This window comes from Bacillus sp. V5-8f (genome assembly GCF_002863565.1).
Taxonomy (GTDB): domain Bacteria; phylum Bacillota; class Bacilli; order Bacillales; family DSM-1321; genus Peribacillus.
Window position 1 is genome coordinate 512467 of record NZ_PGUW01000004.1, and the last position, 20844, is coordinate 533310.

26 protein-coding genes and 2 pseudogenes are annotated in these 20844 nt (G+C 41.7%); 18 read left to right on the forward strand and 10 right to left on the reverse strand.

Annotated features, from left to right (window positions below):
- Positions 1–146 precede the first annotated feature (146 nt).
- Positions 147–782: an FMN-dependent NADH-azoreductase gene (locus CUU64_RS06630; protein ID WP_101632952.1), complete on the forward strand. Its 636-nt coding sequence runs from the start codon at positions 147–149 to the stop codon at positions 780–782.
- Positions 783–1056: 274 nt separating this feature from the next.
- Here CUU64_RS06630 and CUU64_RS06635 read toward each other — a convergent pair whose 3' ends face one another.
- From CUU64_RS06635 to CUU64_RS06655, 5 genes and pseudogenes are all read right to left on the reverse strand, one after another.
- Positions 1057–1869 (reverse strand): MFS transporter, encoded by an 813-nt coding sequence (locus tag CUU64_RS06635; protein WP_101632461.1) that lies wholly within the window; start codon positions 1867–1869, stop codon positions 1057–1059.
- Between the two features lie 71 nt (positions 1870–1940).
- Positions 1941–2237 (reverse strand): annotated as a pseudogene (locus tag CUU64_RS22505) (MFS transporter); the annotation flags it as partial.
- Between the two features lie 340 nt (positions 2238–2577).
- Complete coding sequence (locus CUU64_RS06645) at positions 2578–2976, reverse strand: VOC family protein (RefSeq protein WP_101632463.1); 399 nt, start codon at positions 2974–2976, stop codon at positions 2578–2580.
- The gene (locus CUU64_RS06650) at positions 2960–3754 is read right to left on the reverse strand and encodes a phosphosulfolactate synthase (RefSeq protein ID WP_101632464.1); all 795 of its coding nucleotides are present in this window, start codon (positions 3752–3754) and stop codon (positions 2960–2962) included. The genes CUU64_RS06645 and CUU64_RS06650 overlap by 17 nt, the downstream gene beginning before the upstream one ends.
- Positions 3751–4446, reverse strand: a complete 696-nt coding sequence (locus CUU64_RS06655) for a 2-phosphosulfolactate phosphatase (RefSeq protein ID WP_101632465.1) — start codon at positions 4444–4446, stop codon at positions 3751–3753. Before CUU64_RS06655 ends, CUU64_RS06650 begins: the two co-directional genes overlap by 4 nt.
- Before the next feature lie 389 nt (positions 4447–4835).
- Between CUU64_RS06655 and CUU64_RS06660 the strand changes: the two genes are divergently transcribed.
- Positions 4836–5774 carry a magnesium transporter CorA family protein gene (locus tag CUU64_RS06660; RefSeq protein WP_101632466.1) on the forward strand — a complete coding sequence of 313 codons (939 nt, stop codon included), beginning with the start codon at positions 4836–4838 and terminating at the stop codon, positions 5772–5774.
- Between the two features lie 137 nt (positions 5775–5911).
- On the opposite strand, the gene CUU64_RS06665 is transcribed toward CUU64_RS06660, so the two are convergent.
- Complete coding sequence (locus CUU64_RS06665; protein ID WP_101632467.1) at positions 5912–6115, reverse strand: hypothetical protein; 204 nt, start codon at positions 6113–6115, stop codon at positions 5912–5914.
- 120 nt (positions 6116–6235) lie between these two features.
- On the opposite strand from CUU64_RS06665, the gene CUU64_RS21880 reads away from it, so the two are divergent.
- Positions 6236–6397: a hypothetical protein gene (locus tag CUU64_RS21880; RefSeq protein WP_180954484.1), complete on the forward strand. Its 162-nt coding sequence runs from the start codon at positions 6236–6238 to the stop codon at positions 6395–6397.
- 98 nt (positions 6398–6495) lie between these two features.
- Here CUU64_RS21880 and CUU64_RS06675 read toward each other — a convergent pair whose 3' ends face one another.
- Positions 6496–6630 (reverse strand): YuzL family protein, encoded by a 135-nt coding sequence (locus tag CUU64_RS06675; RefSeq protein WP_101632469.1) that lies wholly within the window; start codon positions 6628–6630, stop codon positions 6496–6498.
- 98 nt (positions 6631–6728) lie between these two features.
- Here CUU64_RS06675 and CUU64_RS06680 point away from each other — a divergent pair, with 98 nt between their 5' ends.
- Positions 6729–6968 carry a YkuS family protein gene (locus tag CUU64_RS06680; RefSeq protein WP_101632470.1) on the forward strand — a complete coding sequence of 80 codons (240 nt, stop codon included), beginning with the start codon at positions 6729–6731 and terminating at the stop codon, positions 6966–6968.
- Between the two features lie 95 nt (positions 6969–7063).
- On the opposite strand, the gene CUU64_RS06685 is transcribed toward CUU64_RS06680, so the two are convergent.
- Positions 7064–7516, reverse strand: coding sequence for an OsmC family protein (locus CUU64_RS06685; protein WP_101632471.1), 453 nt, complete (start codon positions 7514–7516; stop codon positions 7064–7066).
- Positions 7517–8035: 519 nt separating this feature from the next.
- On the opposite strand from CUU64_RS06685, the gene CUU64_RS06695 reads away from it, so the two are divergent.
- From CUU64_RS06695 to CUU64_RS06735, 9 genes are all read left to right on the forward strand, one after another.
- Positions 8036–8368, forward strand: coding sequence for a hypothetical protein (locus CUU64_RS06695; protein WP_101632473.1), 333 nt, complete (start codon positions 8036–8038; stop codon positions 8366–8368).
- 61 nt (positions 8369–8429) lie between these two features.
- Complete coding sequence (locus tag CUU64_RS06700) at positions 8430–8840, forward strand: hypothetical protein (RefSeq protein ID WP_101632474.1); 411 nt, start codon at positions 8430–8432, stop codon at positions 8838–8840.
- A 236-nt stretch (positions 8841–9076) separates the two neighbouring features.
- Positions 9077–10258 (forward strand): trans-sulfuration enzyme family protein, encoded by a 1182-nt coding sequence (locus CUU64_RS06705; RefSeq protein WP_101632475.1) that lies wholly within the window; start codon positions 9077–9079, stop codon positions 10256–10258.
- Between the two features lie 167 nt (positions 10259–10425).
- A complete protein-coding gene (locus tag CUU64_RS06710) occupies positions 10426–11397 on the forward strand; it encodes a ring-cleaving dioxygenase (protein ID WP_101632476.1) in 972 nt (323 codons plus the stop codon).
- Positions 11398–11423: 26 nt separating this feature from the next.
- Positions 11424–12374, forward strand: coding sequence for a ring-cleaving dioxygenase (locus tag CUU64_RS06715; RefSeq protein ID WP_101632477.1), 951 nt, complete (start codon positions 11424–11426; stop codon positions 12372–12374).
- 2 nt (positions 12375–12376) lie between these two features.
- Positions 12377–12991, forward strand: a complete 615-nt coding sequence (locus tag CUU64_RS06720; RefSeq protein WP_180954508.1) for an alpha/beta hydrolase — start codon at positions 12377–12379, stop codon at positions 12989–12991.
- A gap of 12 nt (positions 12992–13003) precedes the next feature.
- Positions 13004–13615 carry a flavin reductase family protein gene (locus CUU64_RS06725; protein ID WP_101632479.1) on the forward strand — a complete coding sequence of 204 codons (612 nt, stop codon included), beginning with the start codon at positions 13004–13006 and terminating at the stop codon, positions 13613–13615.
- A gap of 174 nt (positions 13616–13789) precedes the next feature.
- Positions 13790–14281 (forward strand): SRPBCC family protein, encoded by a 492-nt coding sequence (locus tag CUU64_RS06730; protein ID WP_101632480.1) that lies wholly within the window; start codon positions 13790–13792, stop codon positions 14279–14281.
- A gap of 82 nt (positions 14282–14363) precedes the next feature.
- Entirely contained in the window at positions 14364–14516 is a 153-nt protein-coding gene (locus CUU64_RS06735; RefSeq protein WP_101632481.1) for a YpzG family protein, read from the forward strand.
- A 305-nt stretch (positions 14517–14821) separates the two neighbouring features.
- On the opposite strand, the gene hxlB is transcribed toward CUU64_RS06735, so the two are convergent.
- Together hxlB and hxlA are read right to left on the reverse strand one after the other, a co-directional pair.
- Positions 14822–15379, reverse strand: coding sequence for a 6-phospho-3-hexuloisomerase (hxlB, locus tag CUU64_RS06740; RefSeq protein WP_101632482.1), 558 nt, complete (start codon positions 15377–15379; stop codon positions 14822–14824).
- 7 nt (positions 15380–15386) lie between these two features.
- Positions 15387–16019: a 3-hexulose-6-phosphate synthase gene (gene hxlA / locus CUU64_RS06745; protein WP_101632483.1), complete on the reverse strand. Its 633-nt coding sequence runs from the start codon at positions 16017–16019 to the stop codon at positions 15387–15389.
- 341 nt (positions 16020–16360) lie between these two features.
- Between hxlA and dacB the strand changes: the two genes are divergently transcribed.
- The 5 genes and pseudogenes from dacB (at position 16361) to CUU64_RS06770 (ending at position 20830) form a co-directional block, all read left to right on the forward strand.
- Entirely contained in the window at positions 16361–17839 is a 1479-nt protein-coding gene (gene dacB / locus CUU64_RS06750; protein WP_101632484.1) for a D-alanyl-D-alanine carboxypeptidase/D-alanyl-D-alanine endopeptidase, read from the forward strand.
- Positions 17840–17902: 63 nt separating this feature from the next.
- A complete protein-coding gene (locus CUU64_RS06755; protein WP_180954485.1) occupies positions 17903–18652 on the forward strand; it encodes a (S)-benzoin forming benzil reductase in 750 nt (249 codons plus the stop codon).
- A 56-nt stretch (positions 18653–18708) separates the two neighbouring features.
- Positions 18709–18939 (forward strand): annotated as a pseudogene (locus CUU64_RS22510) (ABC transporter transmembrane domain-containing protein); the annotation flags it as partial.
- Positions 18940–19276: 337 nt separating this feature from the next.
- Positions 19277–20149, forward strand: coding sequence for a carbon-nitrogen hydrolase family protein (locus CUU64_RS06765; RefSeq protein WP_101632486.1), 873 nt, complete (start codon positions 19277–19279; stop codon positions 20147–20149).
- A 15-nt stretch (positions 20150–20164) separates the two neighbouring features.
- On the forward strand, positions 20165–20830 hold the full coding sequence (locus CUU64_RS06770; RefSeq protein WP_374702703.1) for a GNAT family N-acetyltransferase: 666 nt from the start codon (positions 20165–20167) through the stop codon (positions 20828–20830).
- Positions 20831–20844: the final 14 nt, after the last annotated feature.

The window sequence follows — 20844 nt, forward strand, 5'->3', positions numbered from 1 at the left end:
CTTTGTAAAAAAAGATATTAAGCAAAAAATAAAAAGGGCCAGCGTGTTCGGCTCTTTACGTTTTGGGCACCTTGTCGAGATCTTTACCGGTGGTGGGTTTTTTGCCCATCACAAAACACAAAACAATAAAGGCAGGTAAATTTCATATGGCACAAGTTTTGTACATTACCGCACACCCACATGACGAAACACTTTCTTACAGTATGGCAGCAGGAAAAGCGTTCATTGAATCTTACCGGGAAGCAAATCCTGGAGATGAGGTCGTCCACTTAGATCTATATAACCTGGATATCCCACAGCTTGATGCTGATATTTTTAGCGGTTGGGGCAAGTTGCGTTCAGGTTCTCAATTCGACCAGCTTTCAGCAGAGGAACAACGGAAAGTGAGCCGTTTGAACGAGCTCAGTGACCAATTTGTTGCTGCTGACAAATATGTTTTCGTTACACCGTTATGGAACTTCTCTTTCCCACCGGTAATGAAAGCTTATTTAGACTCTGTTGGACAAGCAGGTAAAACATTTAAATATACAGAACAAGGTGCAGTAGGCCTTTTAACTGACAAAAAAGCCCTTCATATTCAGGCACGAGGCGGAATTTATTCAGAACCGCCAATGTCTGAGATAGAAATGGGCCACAGATATATCAAAATTATGATGGACTTCTTTGGTGTCCCATCTGTGGAAGGGCTGTTCATCGAAGGTCATAACCAATTCCCGGATCGCGCAGAAGAAATCAAACAGGATGGAATTGCACGAGCAAAAGAATTAGGAAAAAAATTCTAAGATCATATTGTGGCTGTCTCCATTGATTCGGCTCATCTCCCGCAAGAAATTAAGGAACGGAAGAAAGTAAGCTTTTGGATGTTGCGGCTAGGGTGTTTGAGCAGTCTTAAGGGGGCAGCCTCTTTTTATTACCAGTTTTCTCGTACCGTAAAGTGGTTTTGATACAAATCCAGAAACAGGTTAGATTAAACCATGGCCCTAAAGGATAGGGTCTACATCATGATGCGTAAGAGAAAAAATAAAAGGAAGCCTGGCTGGCTTCCTTTCATTTGTGTTAAACGCTGTCTTCAATTGGACTTCCTCGGAAAGCTTTGCGATTTTCGAGCTTCATCGCAACAAAGAGAAAACAAAATGAAGCGGCAAACCTTGCGGCTGATACAAGCGTCATTGCGGAATCCATGCCAAATTGATTTAGTAAAAAAACACCCATCTGTGGGGCAATAAATCCGACAATTGCGAGCAAAAAGTTATAATTTGCAATGTAGTTCGTCCGTGATTTATCTGGAGTCGCTTTTAAAAGCTGGTTAAACAAAAGCAGATTTGTTCCGGCTACGAAGATCCCGATCCAAAAATTAATTAATGTAATATACACCAGGTTTGTAGACAATATTGTCAAAACAGGAGCTGATGCCATGCCCGCAGCTGCAACAAATAAAAGGATGTTGTTTCCCCATCGGTCCGCAAATTTTGCCCACCATTTAAGGCTGAGAATTTGCGCCAGCTGATTTGTAACTGAAAATAAACTGAACCATAAGGCTGTAGCATGGGCCTCCTTAATGTGATAGATGCTAAAAATCGACCAGCCCATTTGGGCAGATATATTGTAAGCAATCGCACACACCAGAAAGGCAGCATAAGGCTTGTACCTAAAAACGGTAAGCGACAATTTTTGCCTTTTCATTGTTTCTTGTTTTTTTTCGGAGGTAGGAAAATCGTCTTTATGTTTCAATAGGAAAATAATTTCCAGTAGGGCAAGTAGAAAACCGATAGCAAGGAGAATTTGATAAGGAAACGCATCTTGCTTATTAAATAAGCTAAAAAAAAGGCCTGTGAATAAAGTAACGGCCAATGCGGCAACGTATTGCACCTGTTTCGCGAACTGAAAAAGTTTCCTCTGCGGTCTTCAGGCACAATATCCCCAATCATGGACTGCCAGGACAAATTGGAAAGCGCTCCAGGAAAATTTAATAAAGCAATTAATCCAACAAGCAGCCAAGCTGCATAACCGGTTTCAGAAAAAAACGGAATGAACAGAATCAACATAAATAAGAATCTTGTGGCAAAAGTGGAGGCAACTGCGAAGTTTTTCTTACTTTTCGATTCATTGAGCCAAATGGCGCCCGGAATCAGAGCAAGCATTCCGATGATGGACGGTAAGGATGTAATAAGACCCATTTGATTATTAGAAGCACCAAGGACACTAATTGCAAACAATGGAATATACCCATTCACCATGGTGGTGGAAGCGGTAGACGCAATGCCGTTGTATATGCTCAACTTTTCATTTTTTGTAAATCCCAACGATTAATTTCCCCTTTTTATCTTTTCCTGATTCACACACTTCTGTTTCATACTGTAGAGTCGTGTTTATCCTCACATATTCCCATGAACCGAAATGAATTTTACAATGACGGTGCTCGCATGGCAAGAGTGCGGGCGAAAAACAGTCCGATCGGCATACCTTCTCAATTGAGAACAACGGGCATGACCAATGCGTTAACACACAAACGCGCAGAGGTCAGACCCCCAGCGCGTCAATGCGTTAATGAGTTATTGAAGTCAAAGCCCAGACATTTTAGTAAACCATTTGCTGATCCTTGTAGTACTTAAATTCAAGAAGATTGTTTGAAGGGTCGATTAAAAAGAAAGTTAGGTGTTCTTCAGGCATACCCTTAAACCTTGTTCTAGGTTCAAGAAAAAAGGGAAGTTCGCGGGTATAAGCGTAAGAAAGGGTAGTATCATATTCATCTTTATTAAAGAAAGTTACTCCAAAGTGCCTTGGATACATGGCAGGTTCTGGCTCGATACTTTCCGGCTTTAGATGGCATACGAGTTGGTCGCCAAAAAAATTAAATGTGGCGCGGTCATTATATCTCCTGCACACGTTGCATCCAAGCTTCTCGTAAAATACCACTGTTTCATCCAGATCTTTGCAAGGTATCGCCAAATGAAACACTTTATTTGTATCCCGCATATCCTATCTCCTGTGCACTTTCTAGGTCGAACGTATCGGAGCGTAACCCGAGTCTTAATGTTTCCAAGGCGATAGGGTCTGTTAAGGGGATATTCGCAAGATTCACATTAGGTCCTATAGCTTTGATAAAAAAAGTTTGCATTTTTTTAGTCGGTGCTTCAAAAATTAGCCGTTCCATAGCAATGCCGGATGTAAGAAACTGTTCAATTAGCTTGACACGGAGCGTTCCGTCTTTTAAACAAATCCCACTCGTTCCACTTTCTCGTGCTTCCGTAATCACTTTCAGGGAGCCAGCCTCCAGGTCTTCATGAATATATTCCATCCATTCTGAGTCGCTCTGTAGCTCGGCAAGGTCGATGTCTTTTTTTCCGATTTCACTTAACACATTGAATTCCGTTGAAAAATCTGTTATAAATCGTGCTTTTTCTTTATTGGAGATATCAATAGTACCATTTGAAATTTCAATGAAGCGACAATGATTTTTTTTGCAGTACTGATAAAAATCATCAATCTTCCCTTGGCTTAAATATTTTTCAAAAAGGGTACCCCCGAAAAAATATTCGATGTTATTCTCTTGCAAACACTCAATCTTTTCCCTAAGATGTCTGGTCACCAAGGATGTTCCCCATCCGAATTTAATAAAATCAATATAATCACTTGCACTGTTCACAGTATCCTTAAAAAACTGGAGGGGGGCGCCATTGTCAATTACAATTGTGAGTCCGTTCGTCCTTGGTTTATTCTCACGTCTTGGGACGGCAAGTCCGGTTAGATTCATATAAAGAACCTCTCAATCGTCGGTATTTCGCATTCTTGATTCACTTTCATCAAGAAATTGCTGTTTATTTCTTTGCTGCAGGTTGCTATGTCTTTGTAATGGAAATATGGGTTGCTTTCATCAAAGAATTTTTCTGCCACATGTGAATTCTTTATTCTGGCCACCACTTCTTCCGTCGAAATTGTATTAGAACCAGCGATTATGCTATGGATATATTCGGCACAGGCAAGGTCATCATCTCCAGAGGGATGGGAAGCAATGATATTGATCTTTGCAGTTTCATTACTAGAGAGATAACGTTTCCTCGCATATTGGGCAGTCTGCCGTGCGTTGGAAAAGCCGGTCACAAATAATTCGTTTGCATTTAAAGAGTTTAGTGCAGCCCTTACTCCATTGGTTGTTTTTTGGACAATGGTTTTATCTTTTACATCGCATTCCATGATTGTTAGAGGAGAATTATCTAGATCAAACCCCTCTATTGCGATTCCATTGATTTCTCCTGCCAATAAATAGGCCGGATGGCTTTTTCTTAATTGTATGGCTGCATCTACATTTCCAACAAGCAGGATTTGTTTAGCTCCCCTTTCAAAAGCATAGTGGGCAACGGTAAATGCGCGAATGACATCAATCACAATATTGATGTCGGAATTCTCTAAGGTGTGGTCATAGCCCTGAAAAATTCGAATTCCCATGTTCCAACCTCTCCTGGCAAAGATAGATAATTAGGTTTTCAAACAATTATATTCCATAGGCATTTATAAGGTTACGATAATTTCTCCAATTACCAAAATACTTCCTATTCAATAAGAAACAGAAAATTTTGTTTTCCTTAGCTGAGAAAAACATTATTGTACTTTGTACTGACAAGGATTAAGATAAAAGGTGTTGTTTTACAAGAATGTTATAAATGTATTTTGAGATAATTAGAATAAAAGGGAGTTGATACCAGAATGAGTGGTTCTTACGATCCTGATCCCAGCAAAAAAGAGGAGGCTGAAGCCATGAACTTGAGAGCTCTGAAAGTATCAATTCGAAAAAGGTGGAATGGCTTCCTCTAAACGAATGAAGAGGAGGTAAATAAATGCTGGCCATCTATAAGACAACTGAAGACAGACGGTTGGAAACCGTTTCCGAGATATCAAAGGGCTGCTGGATCAATATGGTGGCTCCGACCGAGGACGAAATCGAACAGATTTGCACCAGGCTTGATTTGCCTGTCAATTTTATAAAGGACCCCCTTGACGATGAAGAACGCTCTCGTATCGAAAAGGAAGACGGGAATGTCCTGATCATTGTAGATTACCCCTACATTGCACGTGATGATACAGGATTGGCGATATATGAAACGATACCGATTGGGATGATCTTTACGGAAGAATGTTTTATTACGATCTCGTTAAAAGAAACCCCTGTTTTGGAAAATTTCATCATGAACAGGAAGAAAGATTTTTATACCAATAAAAAAACGCGATTTGCCCTACAGCTCCTATTCGAAATATCTTCCTATTATTTGCGATATTTAAAGCAAATAAACAAAATTTCAAATGAAGCCGAACGGGAGCTCCACCAGTCTATGAAAAATAAAGAGCTTTATACATTCTTAACTTTGGAGAAAAGCCTGGTTTACTTTACTACCTCGTTAAAATCAAACAAAGTAGTTCTCGACAAAATACTTCGGTTTAATTATTTGAGAATGTATGAAGAAGACAAGGAATTGCTTGAAGATGTTATAATCGAAAACACCCAGGCAATAGAGATGGCGGAAACCCACAGCAGCATACTGAGCGGGATGATGGATGCTTTTGCATCGATAATTTCAAACAATGTCAATATCGCAATGAAATTTTTGACTTCGGTGACGATCATTTTAACACTTCCTACAATGGTTGCGAGCTTTTTCGGAATGAATGTGAAGCTGCCATTTGAACATAACCAATTTGCTTTTGTGATTACACTTCTAATCGCAGTTGGCCTGGCGGGTGCAACAGCGTTTATTTTTTGGAAAAAGAAGTATTTTTAACATGAGAAGGCCATCCGTTATGGAGGCCCTTTTTGTATAAAAAGAAATCCCTTCGCTTCACTCTTGGCGCCAATGTATCTGATCAGTCAAATGTAATTATTAACCCCGAAAGCATACTTCGGATAATAGTGAGTAATTTAATCATCAAAGAAATTCCGAAGGCGGGTGTTTCCTTCATCCTTGCCATTTCTTTCGAAATATGGGTTTTCATCCTCCACATTCTCTACATCCAAATTCGTTTGGATGACCAGCCGGGGGCTCCCGGACGGCTCTGCGATTATACGATCATTCAACTCTTTAAAATCCGGCAGCTTTTTGTTGCCTGGTTGCCTCGGTTCCATTCCACGCACCTCCTGGAATTAGGATGTGGAAGGAAGGTGAAATTATGTATTCCCAAATGTGGATGAATAATGGTGGATAGAGGCAGATTACAAGAGAAACACACCAAAAGGGGTGAAAGGATGGATAAATGGAATAGCCAAGCAGCACAGAATAATAATCAAAAATCAAGTGATATAGCGCCGGCAACTGATGCCGCTTCGGATATGAGCATAGAAGGGATCGCTCAAGAAGGTGTTAGCGATATGAAGACGGAAAATGAAGTAAGAAGGCTTAACTTTTAGCACTATGTAAGGATAAATCGGGACAATCGATCTTTTTTCATCAAGAAAATTTTTTTTACAAAAGGCTGACTCGTTTTTACATGAGTCAGCCTCACCTTTCAGTGCCGCTTTTGCTTCTTTCTTGTGGAGGATATCTTACTAGAGCCTGTTTCCACGTTGGTCGTTCCCTGGCCTTCCACCTGCGGAGAACCTAACCCAATGGTCGATGGATCCTTTTTACGCTTATGGTTCACGACTTTCACCTCCATCGTTACTTTCTCTATTTGCCTTGTGTTATATACATAATTCGTGTTCACTGGGAAAGTTTAAATGATGGAGGAGGTGTAAAACCATGGCGAGAATAGGTGTTGAACAATCCTTGAGCAATATACAGCAGGCATTGAGGGATAGAGGGCATGATGTAGTTGAATTGAAACAGGAATCCGATGCAAAAGGCTGCGATTTCTGTGTAATCACAGGCATAGATTCTAATGTGATGGGAATGCAGGACGTTGCCATTCAGGGATCGGTCATTGAAGCTAATGGATTATCCGCTGAAGAAGTATGCCAGCAGGTTGAAAACAGAATATAACGGTATCCGGGATAAACAATTCCCATGAAACGGTGAATCGCTACTTTTTTGCGGCCGTTTCATGGGAATAAGTCATTTTAGAAAAGTCTAATCTTTTACTGACCAGCTATTGTAATTTCAGGTTTGAGCTCTAGTTCGATATTTCCTTTTATAGCCCGCGATATCATACAAGATGTTTCCGCCTTTTCAGCTAATCGGTGTGCCAAGCTTAAATCCCTTTCAGAAGCATCTGGAAGAAGAATGATTTTTGGGGAATGTATGATTTTTTTATATGTTATGACCCCGTTTGTTACATCGACAATCCCTTCTGAATCCATTGTCAATTGCCGTTTTGTAAGTCTGCTCCGTTCCATCATTGCTGCCAATGTAATTATATAACAAGTAGCAGCAGCTCCTAAAAGCATCTCATCCGGGTTAGTTCCGATTCCAGGGCCATCCATCTCTTGTGGTATCGAGATTTTTGTCCGTAAATTTCCTGCCTCGATCTCCCCGACGTCGTTCCTAAGACCAGGCCAATTTGCAGTCAGATAAAAATGATGTTCCGCCATAAAAATGCCTCCTTAATGAATGAATACCTCTAGTTTAATATAATTTTCCTAAATTTTATGTATAGATGCTTGCTTCAGACACTTTGTCCAGCTCTGTTTCTTTCTACTCGCTTAGCTTTAGACCAGCCAAAGATCATCAATGGAATAACAGGGAGGCTAGAGTAAAATAAAAGACTTGGTTCATTTTTACTTTTTTGGATACCGGAGTTTTAGCCTCCTTACTTCCAAGAGAAAAAGCAATAGCTTCCATCCTGTGTCCGTTTGTGAACATTTCCAATCTAAACAGGTGGTCGAGTATACATCTGCCAGCCATTATAACATTGTAATAACAAAAATGTGTTTTCCAAAAAAATAAGTCAGTTGTGCGCAGAAAAATCACCTCTTTTTTTTCAATATCCTGCCGGTGCGTAGGCTCGGGCGTCAGAAAAGAACAATTCCACATTTGTCCTGATGAATTTGTCTATCCCTGTTTTCCGTAACTGAATATATTGCTGATATAAAGCGAAAGGAGGAATAAATATGGCGAGAAGAAATGGCAATGGGGATTCAGAAGCGGATGCTCGTTTTGACGCAGAATTAGACAATGATTTTGACAACGACGTGGATATTGACAATGATAATGATGTAGATTCCGAGAATAGAGTGAAGAATGAGGACCATAATACGAATGTTGCGAAAATCTGCAACTCTGGAAATTCCAGAATCGATCTGGATATCGATGTAGATTCCGATTCTAGCGCCCGTGTACGCTCCCGTTCGCGCGCGAACTCCGATGCGGATGCCGACCAGGATCAAGACTCCGAACAGGATCAAGACACAGATCAGGACCAGGACGTGGATGTGGACGACTAGGTTTCAGGCGGGAAGGGGATGTCCTGTTCCCGCCTTATTTTAAACAGAGGAAGTGTTTTGAATGCCAAGTGAGCAAGACAATGTGTTTTCACGCGGAAATGTCAACCATAATGACACTGATTCCAATGAGAACAATGCCAGGATTGGCCACAGTGGCAACTCTGATGTCGATATCCAGTTGAATGTTCAAGTTGACACAAGGCCGATTGCCTATGCGATTCTTTGTTCTCTGCTCGCGACAAAACAGATGACCAATGAAGAATTTTCAGCAGCAGTCCAGAAAATGGATGAAATGACTCCATATCAGACAAACGATAAGGACAACATTGAGCGGGAACCGGACAAAAAGGGTAAGGGGAATGGTCCAGAAAGGTCACAGAATGAAGGTAAACCTGAAAGTGTGAACAGGCGGAGGCCAAATAATTATCCTGGATTAAGCTTCTTTGGGCCGATGAGAAGGGAAAGGCAATGATTCAGGGGCGTTCATTAGCTTTTCCTTTACATATTTTATTGAGAACTGTTTGTTGTCCCGACTTGTTGTTGGGTGATAGTACTTGGACATTCTTTGTGTCTAACACGCATATTGCAACTTGCTTCGGTCTCCTTTATTAAAAAGCTAATCAACCAATCGGTTGTTTTCTCATGATTTTAGATAAGATTGGCAAACTATGAGACAAAAGGGTGTGTTTTCAAACAGGAGGAACGTAAATGCAAGACGAGAATAGGTATGCGCGTGACAAGGAAATCTGCATGCATTTGGGCGATGACCAGGAGCGGTTTACGGGAGCTGTTGTACCACCGATATTTGGTAACACATTGTTTACCTATCCGACCCTTGAAGAGCTGGCAAAGGCGGAGTCTCAAGAACAGAACCACTATGTATATAGTCGGGGAAGCAATCCCACGGTAGAAATCGCTGAGAAAAAGCTTGCTGCCCTGGAGCGGGGTGAAGCATGCAGGTGTTTCAGTTCAGGAATGGCTGCTATCAGCGCAACCCTATTTAACAGCCTAAAAAAGGGTGACCATGTACTTTGTATTGACAATCTGTATTTCTCAACAATGGATTTAATGAAATATCTACAAAAATTCGGGGTTGAACACTCCGTTGTGTATTCCGTTTCAATTAGTGAGATTGAAAACGGAATCAAAGACAATACCAAGGTGATCTATATAGAAAGCCCAACTGATATGACATACCGCCTCGTAGATTTACAAGCTGTGGCAAAATTAGCAAAAAACAAGGGAATTAGAACAATCATTGATAATACCTGGGCTACCCCCCTTTTTCAAAAGCCGCTAGAAATGGGCATTGATATTGTTATTCATTCCGCGTCAAAGTATTTAGGAGGGCACAGTGATCTATTGGGTGGTGCAGTGATTGCCTCACGTGAAATCATCGATTCCCTCTTTCACAAGGAGCTATTGCTTTTTGGGGCTAATTTATCGCCCTATGAGGCCGCGTTGCTGCTTAGAGGGCTAAGGACTCTGCCCTTCAGAATGAAGGCCCACCAGGAAAATGGCATTCAGGTAGCTAAATTTCTTGAAACCCACCCCGCGGTGAAAAACGTCCATTATCCGGGTTTGCGCTCACATCCTGATTATGAGCTCGGAAAAAGACAGCTCAGCGGCTATTCCGGGTTAATGGGTTTTGAACTGGAGGATGTACATTTTGAACAGGTAAAAAAAGTCGTTAACTCCGTGGAACTCTTTCAGGTAGGCGTCTCGTGGGGTTCATTTGAAAGTTTAATTTATTCCAGAAACAACGGGAAAAATGCTGATCGGCTCAGAAAGGAAAATCAGAGTCCGGGGCTTATCCGGCTGGCAGTAGGATTGGAAGACTGTGACCTGCTTATCGGTGATTTGAAAAAAGCCCTTGATAGATTATTATAATTTTTTGTAGGTCGATTGCGCTGTTATTGTGAAACAGCGCAGCTTTTCTTTATTGACATTTATATTTCAATCATTTATCTTTAAATCAAGGTAAATATCTCGAATTCAAGGTAATAGTTTGTTGAAAAAGGAAAACGGCAAATAATAATGAGACGAGGTGAAAATACATGGAGTTAAAAGGCATCCACCATGTTTCGGCATTAACGAAGAACGCGGAGAAAAACTATCATTTCTATACAAGTGTGATGGGCATGAGGCTCATAAAGAAAACTGTGAATCAGGACGACATCTCGGTTTATCACTTATTCTATGGAGATGGAATCGGAACTCCAGGAACCGAATTTACTTTTTTTGAAATACCAAATGCAGGACGGGCGCATCCAGGAACAAACAGTATTTCAGAAACGTCACTCCGGGTCAGGACCGATGCGGCCTTGGATTATTGGAAGAATCGATTTGCTAGGTTCAGCATCAATCATGGCCAAATAACAGAGCGTTTTGGTCGAAAAGTACTGCCTTTTACAGGTTTTGAGGAACAGAGGCTACTGCTGGTTTCTGACGAATCTGAAGAAGGAACTGTACAAGGGAGTCCTTGGGTATTGAGCCCTGTACCCCCGGAATACGGAATTGTCGGATTGGGCCCGGTAAAGCTAACTGTTACTGATTTGGAAGCAACCTCAGGGATTCTCTCAAGTTTGCTCGGCTTCAGCAAAAAAGGCACCTTTCCTTCCATCTTTCCTGGACAGCGCGATATTGAAGTTTATGAGACTGGCGGGGGCGGAATAGGGGCAGAGGTGCATCTTGAGGAGAGAAAGGATCTTCCGAAGGAGCGGCTGGGCCGTGGAGGTGTCCACCATGTGGCTTTCAGAGTTTCCGATGAACAGGAAATGATGCAGTGGATCAATAAAGTACAAGCGGCAGGGATACCGAATTCAGGGTTTGTCGATCGTTTTTATTTCCGTTCACTCTATTTCAGGGAGCCCAATGGTATTCTTTTCGAGTTGGCAACGGATGGACCTGGCTTTGCTACAGATGAGGAACTGGAACATTTAGGGGAATCTCTGGCGCTGCCGCCATTCTTAGAGGAAAAGCGGCCCATCATAGAAGCAAAACTAAAACCTCTTAAAACGAAGAAATAGGGCTTATTCGATGGAAGGAGAACATGATGAAAAAAAAGACAACTGGTATTCACCATATCACCGCGATTGTAGGGAATCCTCAGGAGAATGTAGATTTTTACGCTGGTGTGCTGGGTCTTCGTCTTGTAAAGAAAACGGTGAACTTTGACGATCCGGGAACATATCACCTTTATTTTGGCGATGAACAAGGGAGCCCGGGAACCATCATGACCTTTTTCCCTTGGCCAAACGCATTCCGTGGTAAAATTGGGGGTGGCCAAGTCGGAAAGACGTCTTTCGTTGTACCGGAGGGTACTCTCGATTTTTGGGAACAACGGTTGGAAAAGTTTAAGATTTCATTTGAAAAATCCTCCCGGTTTGGTGAAGAATACCTTGCTTTTGAAGATCCACATGGTCTAAAACTGGAGCTTACAGCTAGAAAAGAAGGCAGGAAAAGCGATTGGGCTTTTGGCGGGGTTTCACGCGAAAATGCTATTAAAGGCTTTGGAGGAGCAGTATTACTATCTACCCAGCCGGCCAAGACGATGGAGCTGCTTGTGGATGTGATGGGTCTTGAACAGGTAAAAGAAGAGGGCGATTACGTAAGATTTCGTTCAATTGGTGATATAGGTAACACCATAGATGTAGGAAAGTCAGCTATGCCGCTAGGATCTATAGGAGTAGGCATCGTCCACCATATTGCCTGGAGGGCAAAAGATTTTGAAGACCATGAAAGTTGGAAACAGCATGTAGCCAATGCTGGTTATGGTGTTACACCGGTCATCGACCGCCAATATTTCAATGCGATTTATTTCAGGGAAGAGGGCCAAATTCTCTTTGAAATAGCGACCGACCCGCCCGGTTTTACCCGGGATGAAACTGCCGAAGAGATGGGAAGAAGGCTTTTGTTGCCTCCGTGGCTTGAGGAAAGGCGTCAGCGTTTAGAGGCAACGCTCCTGCCTGCCGAGGTACGGGTCTTAAAGGAGGATAAATCATGAACATGAAGCATATTTTTAAAGAAGGAAGCAGCAATAAAGCGCCTGTTCTTTTACTTTTGCATGGTACAGGCGGCACGGAAGAGGATTTGTTGGGGCTTGCAGAATTGATATCCCCTAAGTCATCCATTTTAAGCGTAAGGGGAAACGTTCTGGAGAATGGAATGCCCAGATTTTTTCGCAGATTGGCCGAGGGTGTATTTGATGAGGAGGATCTCGTCATCCGCACAGAGGAATTAAACCAATTTCTTCAGGACGCTTCGGAGCAATACGGGTTCGACCGCTCAAATATAGTGGCGGTTGGGTATTCCAATGGGGCAAACATTGCCGGAAGCCTGCTGTTTCATTATGAAAATTCATTAAAGGGGGCAGTCCTTCACCATCCTATGGTTCCTAGAAGGGGAATAAAGCTGCCGGTTATGCGAGATCTGCCTATTTTTATTGGAGCCGGTAGCAATGATCCAATTTGCCCTGCGAGTGAAACAGAAGAATTAGCATTTTTATTAAAAAATTCCGGGGCAAGCGTTGATATACACTGGGACCAATTTGGGCACCAGCTGACCCGGTCGGAAGCGCTAGCTGCCGCAGGCTGGTTCCAAAAGACTTTCACGGTTGAATAGGAGTTGATTTGAGTGTTAACGTTAAATCCTAATAAAATGTCCGAACGCGACAATTATAAATTTTTAACAGGGAGTATCATTCCAAGGCCGGTAGCGCTTGTCACGACATTATCTGTGAACGGTTCATTAAATATCGCCCCGTTTAGTTACTTTAATATTGTTAGTGCGAACCCGCCTATGATTTCCCTTTCAATCCAGCGCAGAGGTGGAAGCAAAAAGGACACAGCCAAGAACGCTTTGGAAAAAGGTGAGTTTGTGGTCCATATCACAGATGAATCGAATGTAGAAGCTGCCAACAAAACCGCCGCAGAACTGCCTTATGAAGAAAGCGAATTACCGCTGTCGGGCTTTGAGGCAATAGATAGCAGTTCGATATCAGTGCCAGGCATAAAGGAAGCAAAAATCAGATTCGAATGTAAGCTTGAGCATTCACTCGAGTTAGGAGGAGCTGAAGGGGAACCTGCCTGTGATTTACTGATCGGCAGAATTGTAACATATCATATAGAGCCAAGCCTGTATCATGACGGTAAAATCGATCCTTTCAAGTTAAGCCCTGTAAGCCGTCTTGCAGGAAATGATTATGCCTCTTTAGGAAAGACATTCACGCTAAATCGGCCGCGATAAAATAGAACTTCTCCATTTGAAAATGGGGAAGTTTTTTTATGTAGTTTTTCTGTAGGAGCACTTGCGTATAGAAAAATGTTATATTTTACAGTTTATGCTAATAGATTAAAAAGTATTAACCGAAACGGGTTTATGCAATCTAAAACCCACAATACATAAAAGGAGCTGTTTGGCATGCCAGAAGGATTGCATAAAGTTTTGCTTCCGTTTCCCATAAGGATGGTTTGGAATTTTGTAAGTGTTATGGATAATTGGTCTCCCCTGGTGCCAGGATATGTTGGTCACGAAATCATTAGCGATAATGAATCCACATGGGAGTTCGTAGGAGATTTAGGTCCTCTTAAGAAAAAAATAAAAATGAAGGTGCAAATTACAAAATGGGTGGAACCGACGAAGGTGACATTTGATTTGTTAGGCCTGAATGAAAAATTTATTGGAAAAGGTCATTTTTCAGGCAGACAAATAGACCCGCAAACTACTGAGATGGAGGGCTTCCTCGATATTACTGCGAATGGGGCAACTGCACGGCTTACAAATGGATTACTAAAATCTTTTGTTCCCCGCACGTGTACTGAGTTAACAGAAGCTATTGCAGAAAAATTGATCAGTTCAGCTGGGAATGAGCATAATGTTTTAAGGTATCACACTGGTTTTTCCAATAAATAAGCTGTGATATTATTAACCCTGTTTACAAAACCTAAACTTGATGCCAAAGGCGCATCAAGTATCCATCAATTGGGGTGATTCGATGAGTTACAAAGATCAATTAGATCCACACTCTGAGCTTTTTCACCATAATTGGACCAGGCCCAAGCGTGCTAAATCACAGGTAAATGGGCATACTCAAATGACCAAGACCAATATCATATTAAGAAGCAACGCCAAGGCTCATCGCTGGTAAGGATGCTATGGAAAACAGGGAAAAGACGCTTAAGGCGTCTTTTTTCTTTTATGAGTGCTGTTATGGATGTTATGTCTAGGTTGAAAGTAAGGAACCTATGAAAGTTAGGTGGCGTAAGGGTTTCCGTGTAAGTGAATATCTGCTTGAATTGGATGGTGGGTGTTAATTGAAAACTTACTATGGTTTACCAAGAGGAAATAAATTTGGAAAATCAGGGAAATGCTGCTTATGATTACATTTTCATTGCTCAATCCCAAGAAACAACAAACCGCACTAGTATATAACCGTGCGGTTTGTTTAAAACTTTATTCTAAATTCGCATGTTTTCCATACATTGTGTTGGAATCCAGTCCTTTTTTCTCCATGAACCGTAAAATGACAGCATCATAAAACAAAAGGAGTGTTTGCTCAAAAAGCGAACCCATCGGCTGTATTGTTTGGTAGTCGGCTTCGGATTGGTCTTTAGGGGAACCGGGCATTTTGATCGTAAAATTTGCAAGGCGCCCGATCGTAGATTCGGGAAAAATGGTAGCAGCCACCACGGTACCGCCTATGCTTTTTGCTTTTTCAGCCATGGATACAAGGCTTTTTGTTTCCCCTGAACCGGAACCGATGATCAAAATATCACTTTCTTCGAAATTTGCGGTTACTGTTTCCCCGATAACATATGCATCCAAGCCCATATGCATCATCCGCATAGCAAATGACTTGCCCATGAAACCTGACCTGCCTGCTCCAGCGACAAATATTTTCTTTGACTCGAGAATCGCGTTCACCAGCTTTTCCGCTTCTTCATCGGAAATCATGTCTGCTGATCGTTCCAACTCTTTTAAAATCATTGCTAAATACTCGGTTGTCTGCATGTTGCTTTTACCCTTGCTTAATCAGTTTTTTCATTTCGGCTGCCGCCGCTTTTTTATCATCTTTCCCGGTAATGCCGCCACCTACGATTACAAGGTCTGGTTGGGCTTTCATGACTTCAGGGAGTGTTTCTAGCTTAATTCCGCCCGCAATCGCAGTTTTTGCATTTTTTACAACATTTTTGATTTTTCGAAGGTCTTCAAAAGAGTTCTCTCCGACTGCTTGAAGATCATAGCCTGTATGAACACAGATATAGTCTACACCAAACTCATCAAGCTCCTTCGCACGCCCCTCGATGTCTTTTACTGCAATCATATCAACCAGGATTTTCTTGCCCTGTTTTTTCGCTTCTTCAACAGCACCCTTTATCGATTGGTCCTCGGCAGCACCCAGGATTGTGATGATGTCAGCGCCAGCTTCGGATGCTTTCATAACCTCATAACCTGCCGCATCCATGATTTTTAAGTCAGCCAATACTTTTAAGTTTGGGAAAGCTTCCTTGATTTCCTTAACTGCACGAAGCCCTTCATTAATTACAACTGGTGTACCAATCTCGACGATGTCGATATGTTCTTCGACTTCCTTCACCAATTGTTTTGCTTCTGGAATGTTTACAAGGTCTAATGCAAGTTGTAATTCCATGAATGTCTCACTCCTAATCATTTATTTCTTAGGTGTACAGTTTTAAAATTCCCTATAAGGATTACACTAAACCTGGAAAGGAATCTGTACTTAAAGCTTTTACCTGGCAAGTATATCTCCTGTCCGATGAAATAAGAAGTACGCACTTTATTTTTACATAGTAACAAAAAGTATACTATATGTTTTCAATGTCAGTGAGTTAGCATTATCACTCAGACAATTTACAAAAAACTTTCAACGAACCGGGCCCCGTTTGGAATGGAACCCGGTTTTTCCGTTTTTAGATGAAATAGAAACCTTGGTACATACTATTTCTAACACGGTATGAAGGAGAGTAAGGTATGACGATCTACATAAACACATTAGGGATTGTTTTTGTATCAATCGGGATAACCTTGGCTCTCTTCAGTGAAGGGTATCACGCTCAGGCTGTAGTTTCAAAGAGACAGAACACTTTTGATCAGATTTCAAACATACTGGACCATCCGCTGCTTGACGGATCTGTCACAGGAATCAGCGTCAGGAGTGCAGAGAGCGGAGAAATACTATATGAACATAACGGGAATACTCGACTGAGACCTGCGTCAAATATGAAGTTGTTGACGGCAGCAGCGGCGCTGGATCAACTGGGCGAGAATTATACCTTTAAAACGGAATTGATGACAGACGGTTGCATTCGGGCTAGAATTTTAACAGGGAACCTGTATTTGAAAGGATACGGTGATCCCACTTTAGTGGAGAAGGATTTCAATGAAATGGCCGATGCTCTAAAAGACAAGGGTGTCAAATTGATTATTGGGAATATAATAGCTGATGATTCCTGGTACGATAAAGAGAGATATTCGAAAGACCTTCCCTGGACCGACGAAATGCAATATTATGGAGCACAGATTTCGGCCATAACTGCTGCACCAGATGATGACTATGATTCAGGTACGATTGTAGTCAAAGTGAGGCCGGGAAAAAAAGTGAATAGCCCTGCAGTTGTTTCTATATTTCCTCGAACCAAATATGTTAAAGTTATCAACTCAGTAAAAACAGTTGGTCAGGGTAGAAAGAGAACATTAAAAATCCGAAGGGAACATGGAACAAATACAATAACAGCGGAAGGAACCATTCCAGTCGGTGAAAAAGCGGCCAAAAGCCGTGTAGCTATTTGGGAACCCACTGGGTATGCTCTTGAGTTATTTACAAATGCGCTTCAAAAACAAGGGGTAAAAGTGTTAAAAAGGGTGAAGCACGGGATAACTCCAAAGAACGCCACCGTTCTGGTTTCCCATAGATCCATGCCGTTATCCCAGCTCTTGGTACCATTTATGAAACTAAGCAACAACACCCATGCTGAAACTTTGGTCAAGGAAATAGGCAGGACTGCAAAAGGGGAAGGTAATTGGGAAAACGGTCTTGAGGTAATGGAGAGAAATCTTCAAACCCTAGGGGTCGATACCGGAAACATGGTCATTCGCGATGGATCCGGAGTTTCGCATGTCAGCCTGCTTAAGGCTAACGATATCACAAAATTACTTTTCTTATGCCAAACAAAGACATGGTTTCAGACATATCTGAACTCCCTTCCGGTAGCTGGTGCCAGTAATCGTATGGTTGGAGGTACCTTGCAAAAACGAATGAGAAATACCTCAGCAGCAGGAAACGTAAAAGCAAAAACAGGCACTATTTCCACAGTGAGCTCACTTTCGGGCTATGTGTCAGGAAAATCAGGAAAAAAGTATATATTTTCTGTTCTATTGAATAATGTTGCCGACGAAGCAGCAGTTAAAAAAGTGGAGGATCAAATAGCCATATTATTATCCAATCAATAGTCCGAACCATAAGAGGATATGAGTTATTGGTGTCGAATTAGCTTTAATAGGAGGAGAGAAAGAATGAAAACATACATAATTACCGGTGCCTCGAAAGGACTTGGAGAAGCGATTGCTGAACAGTGCTTGCAAGACGGCAATCATTGCATTTTTGTGGCCCGTTCAGCTAATGACCAGCTGATTGAGAAGGCTGGAAGCCAGGGTGTTAAAGTCTCAAGTATTTTCGCTGACCTCGGTGAATCGGACCAGCTTCCTGAACTAGTGGACAGAATTTTTTCTGAAATTAGTGACGCGGAGGAGCTATATCTCATTAATAATGCCGGGGTGGTTGAGCCGATTAAGCCTGTTGGCCAGATTGAGCAGGAAAGATTGGAAACCAGCATTAAGGTTAATTTCCTTGCGCCAATGATGCTATCCAATGCTTTTATTGAAAGGACGAGGGATTTTTCAGGGAAGAAAACTATTGTCAATATATCCTCTGGCGCAGCATTGCGGCCATATCAAGGATGGGCGGCTTATTGCAGCACAAAAGCCGGTCTTGAAATGTTTACCCGGGTTACAGGCGCCGAGCAAGCGCAGGAACGGCATCCTGTTACTATTATTTCGTTCTCACCGGGAATCATGGATACAAATATGCAGGCGGATATCCGGCAGGCTGACGAGAAAGACTTTGCACAAGCTAAGACCTTTCATTCCTTCAAAGAACAGGGGATGTTGAGGCCGCCGCAGCTTGTTGCCGAGAAATTGATGGCGTTACTAGAGGGTGGTCCGCTTGAAAATGGAGGGTTTTATGATGTCAAAAATCTCTTATAGCATTTCTATTATTTTATCGTAGACATATACTAAAGCTTGCCCCAATATGTCTTTCAAGCTTTCCCCTTGCAGTTCAATGGTTTATTGACACCCTTCTGCCAAATAGTGATTGGCCGGCCTTAGTGTCAGTAAGGCTTGGTTTATTGCTCCTATATGTTTTACGTACATTTTTGCAATATGTTGTAAATTATTGGGGACATTAGCTTGGGATCAATATTGAGACTGATATGCGTCAGCAGTTGTTCCAACACGTTCAAAAACAGTCGTTTAAGTTCTTCGATAAATCCCTTAAATTCAACTAAAGCTTTGACGAAAAAGACATTACACAGGGCTGTTTTTTACAACTTGCAACAGCATGTAAACACTGCAATTAGGAACTCATGGTGAAAATCAAATTTTCTCCGTGGGTTTTTTGTTTTGTCATAAGGAAAAAATTTAGGGATTTCATTAAAAGAAGCAAATAATACCAAGCGCTTAATTTGAGAGAAATTACTTTTATATTAGTTAAAAAGAAATTTAATACCTTTACAAACCTCTTATTTCCTGGTATATATTATTATTTAGTTGGTACAAAATTACTAATCAAAATGAAAAAAATATATACACATTAAGGGGGAGCAATCATTGAAATACCGTGTTTCTGCTGTTCAATATCACTTGCATACTATCCAATCATTTGAAGATTTCGCAAATCAATGCGAACATTATATAAAAACTGCCCAGGAATACGGTTCTGAGTTTGTCCTGTTTCCTGAGTTTTTTACAACTCAGTTGTTGTCAATCGGCAGCGACCAGGGAACAAGGTTAACAATCAATGAGCTCCCTGGCTTTACTGAACAATATAAAATGTTATTTTCAAACTTTGCCAAAGAAACTGGCATGCATATTATTGGCGGCACGCATGTTATCCAAAAAGAAGGCCGTCTATATAATGTAGCCCACCTTTTCTATCCGGACGGAAGGATCGGGGAGCAAGCAAAGCTCCACATCACGCCGACCGAAGTTCATGAATGGAATATGTCTGCCGGTGATCACTTGAATATTTTTGAAACTGAGAAAGGAAAGATTGCCATCCTGACTTGTTATGACATTGAATTTCCGGAAATCGTGCGTATGGCAAAGGCAAAGGGAGCAGATGTGATTTTCTGTCCATCATGTACGGATGACCGACATGGCTTCCATCGGGTACGCTACACTTCACATGCCCGCGCAATCGAAAATCAAGTGTATGTTGTAGTTACTGGAACAATTGGTTCCCTTCCAACAGTTGATTTCATGCGTGCTAATTTCGGGCAAGCTGCCGTCATTACACCTAACGATATTCCTTTCCCTCCGAAGGGCATTATGGTGGAAGGTGAGTTAAATAGTGACATGATCGTCACTGCAGATCTGGATTTGAGCCTGTTGCATGAAGTTCGTGAAAAAGGGTCAGTGACAACCTGGAGAGATCGCCGGACTGATTTATACACGGATTGGGAAGAAACTGAAAAAATCTAAGGGTGATGGATGCAGATGCCGTACCGAAAAGAATTATTTGTGTTTGACGATGGAAAGCCTGTCCCTGCTGTCATCCGAAATTATTCGGAAACGGATTTTAATGAACTCATCGCAATTCAGGCGGAATGCTTTCCGCCGCCTTTTCCCTCTGATTTATGGTGGAATAAACAGCAATTGCAAAACCATGTAACATTATTTCTGGACGGTGCATTGTGCATTGAAATAAACGGGGAGGTGGCAGGATCCTTGACAGGCCTATGTGTCAATTTTGACCCTGCCCACCCGGTACATACGTGGGAGGAAATTACCGATTCAGGGTATATACGCAATCATGACCCGAACGGAAATACTCTATATATTGTCGATATAAGTGTTAGGCCGAAATATCGGAAATTCGGATTAGGTAAGCTCATGATGCAGTCTATGTATCATGTTGTCATCGAAAAGAAACTGGATCGATTGCTTGGCGGAGGAAGGATGCCAGGATACCATAAACTGGCAGGTGAGCTAAGCGCTGATCAATATTTGCAGAAAGTAGTGTGCGGGGAATTAAAGGACCCGGTTATTAGCTTTTTGCTAAAGTGCGGCAGAATACCGGTAACAATTGTTGAAAATTATCTTGATGATGAAGAATCACACGGTTATAGCGTGCTGATGGAATGGAAAAACCCGTTTAAATAATCCCATAAAAGGTG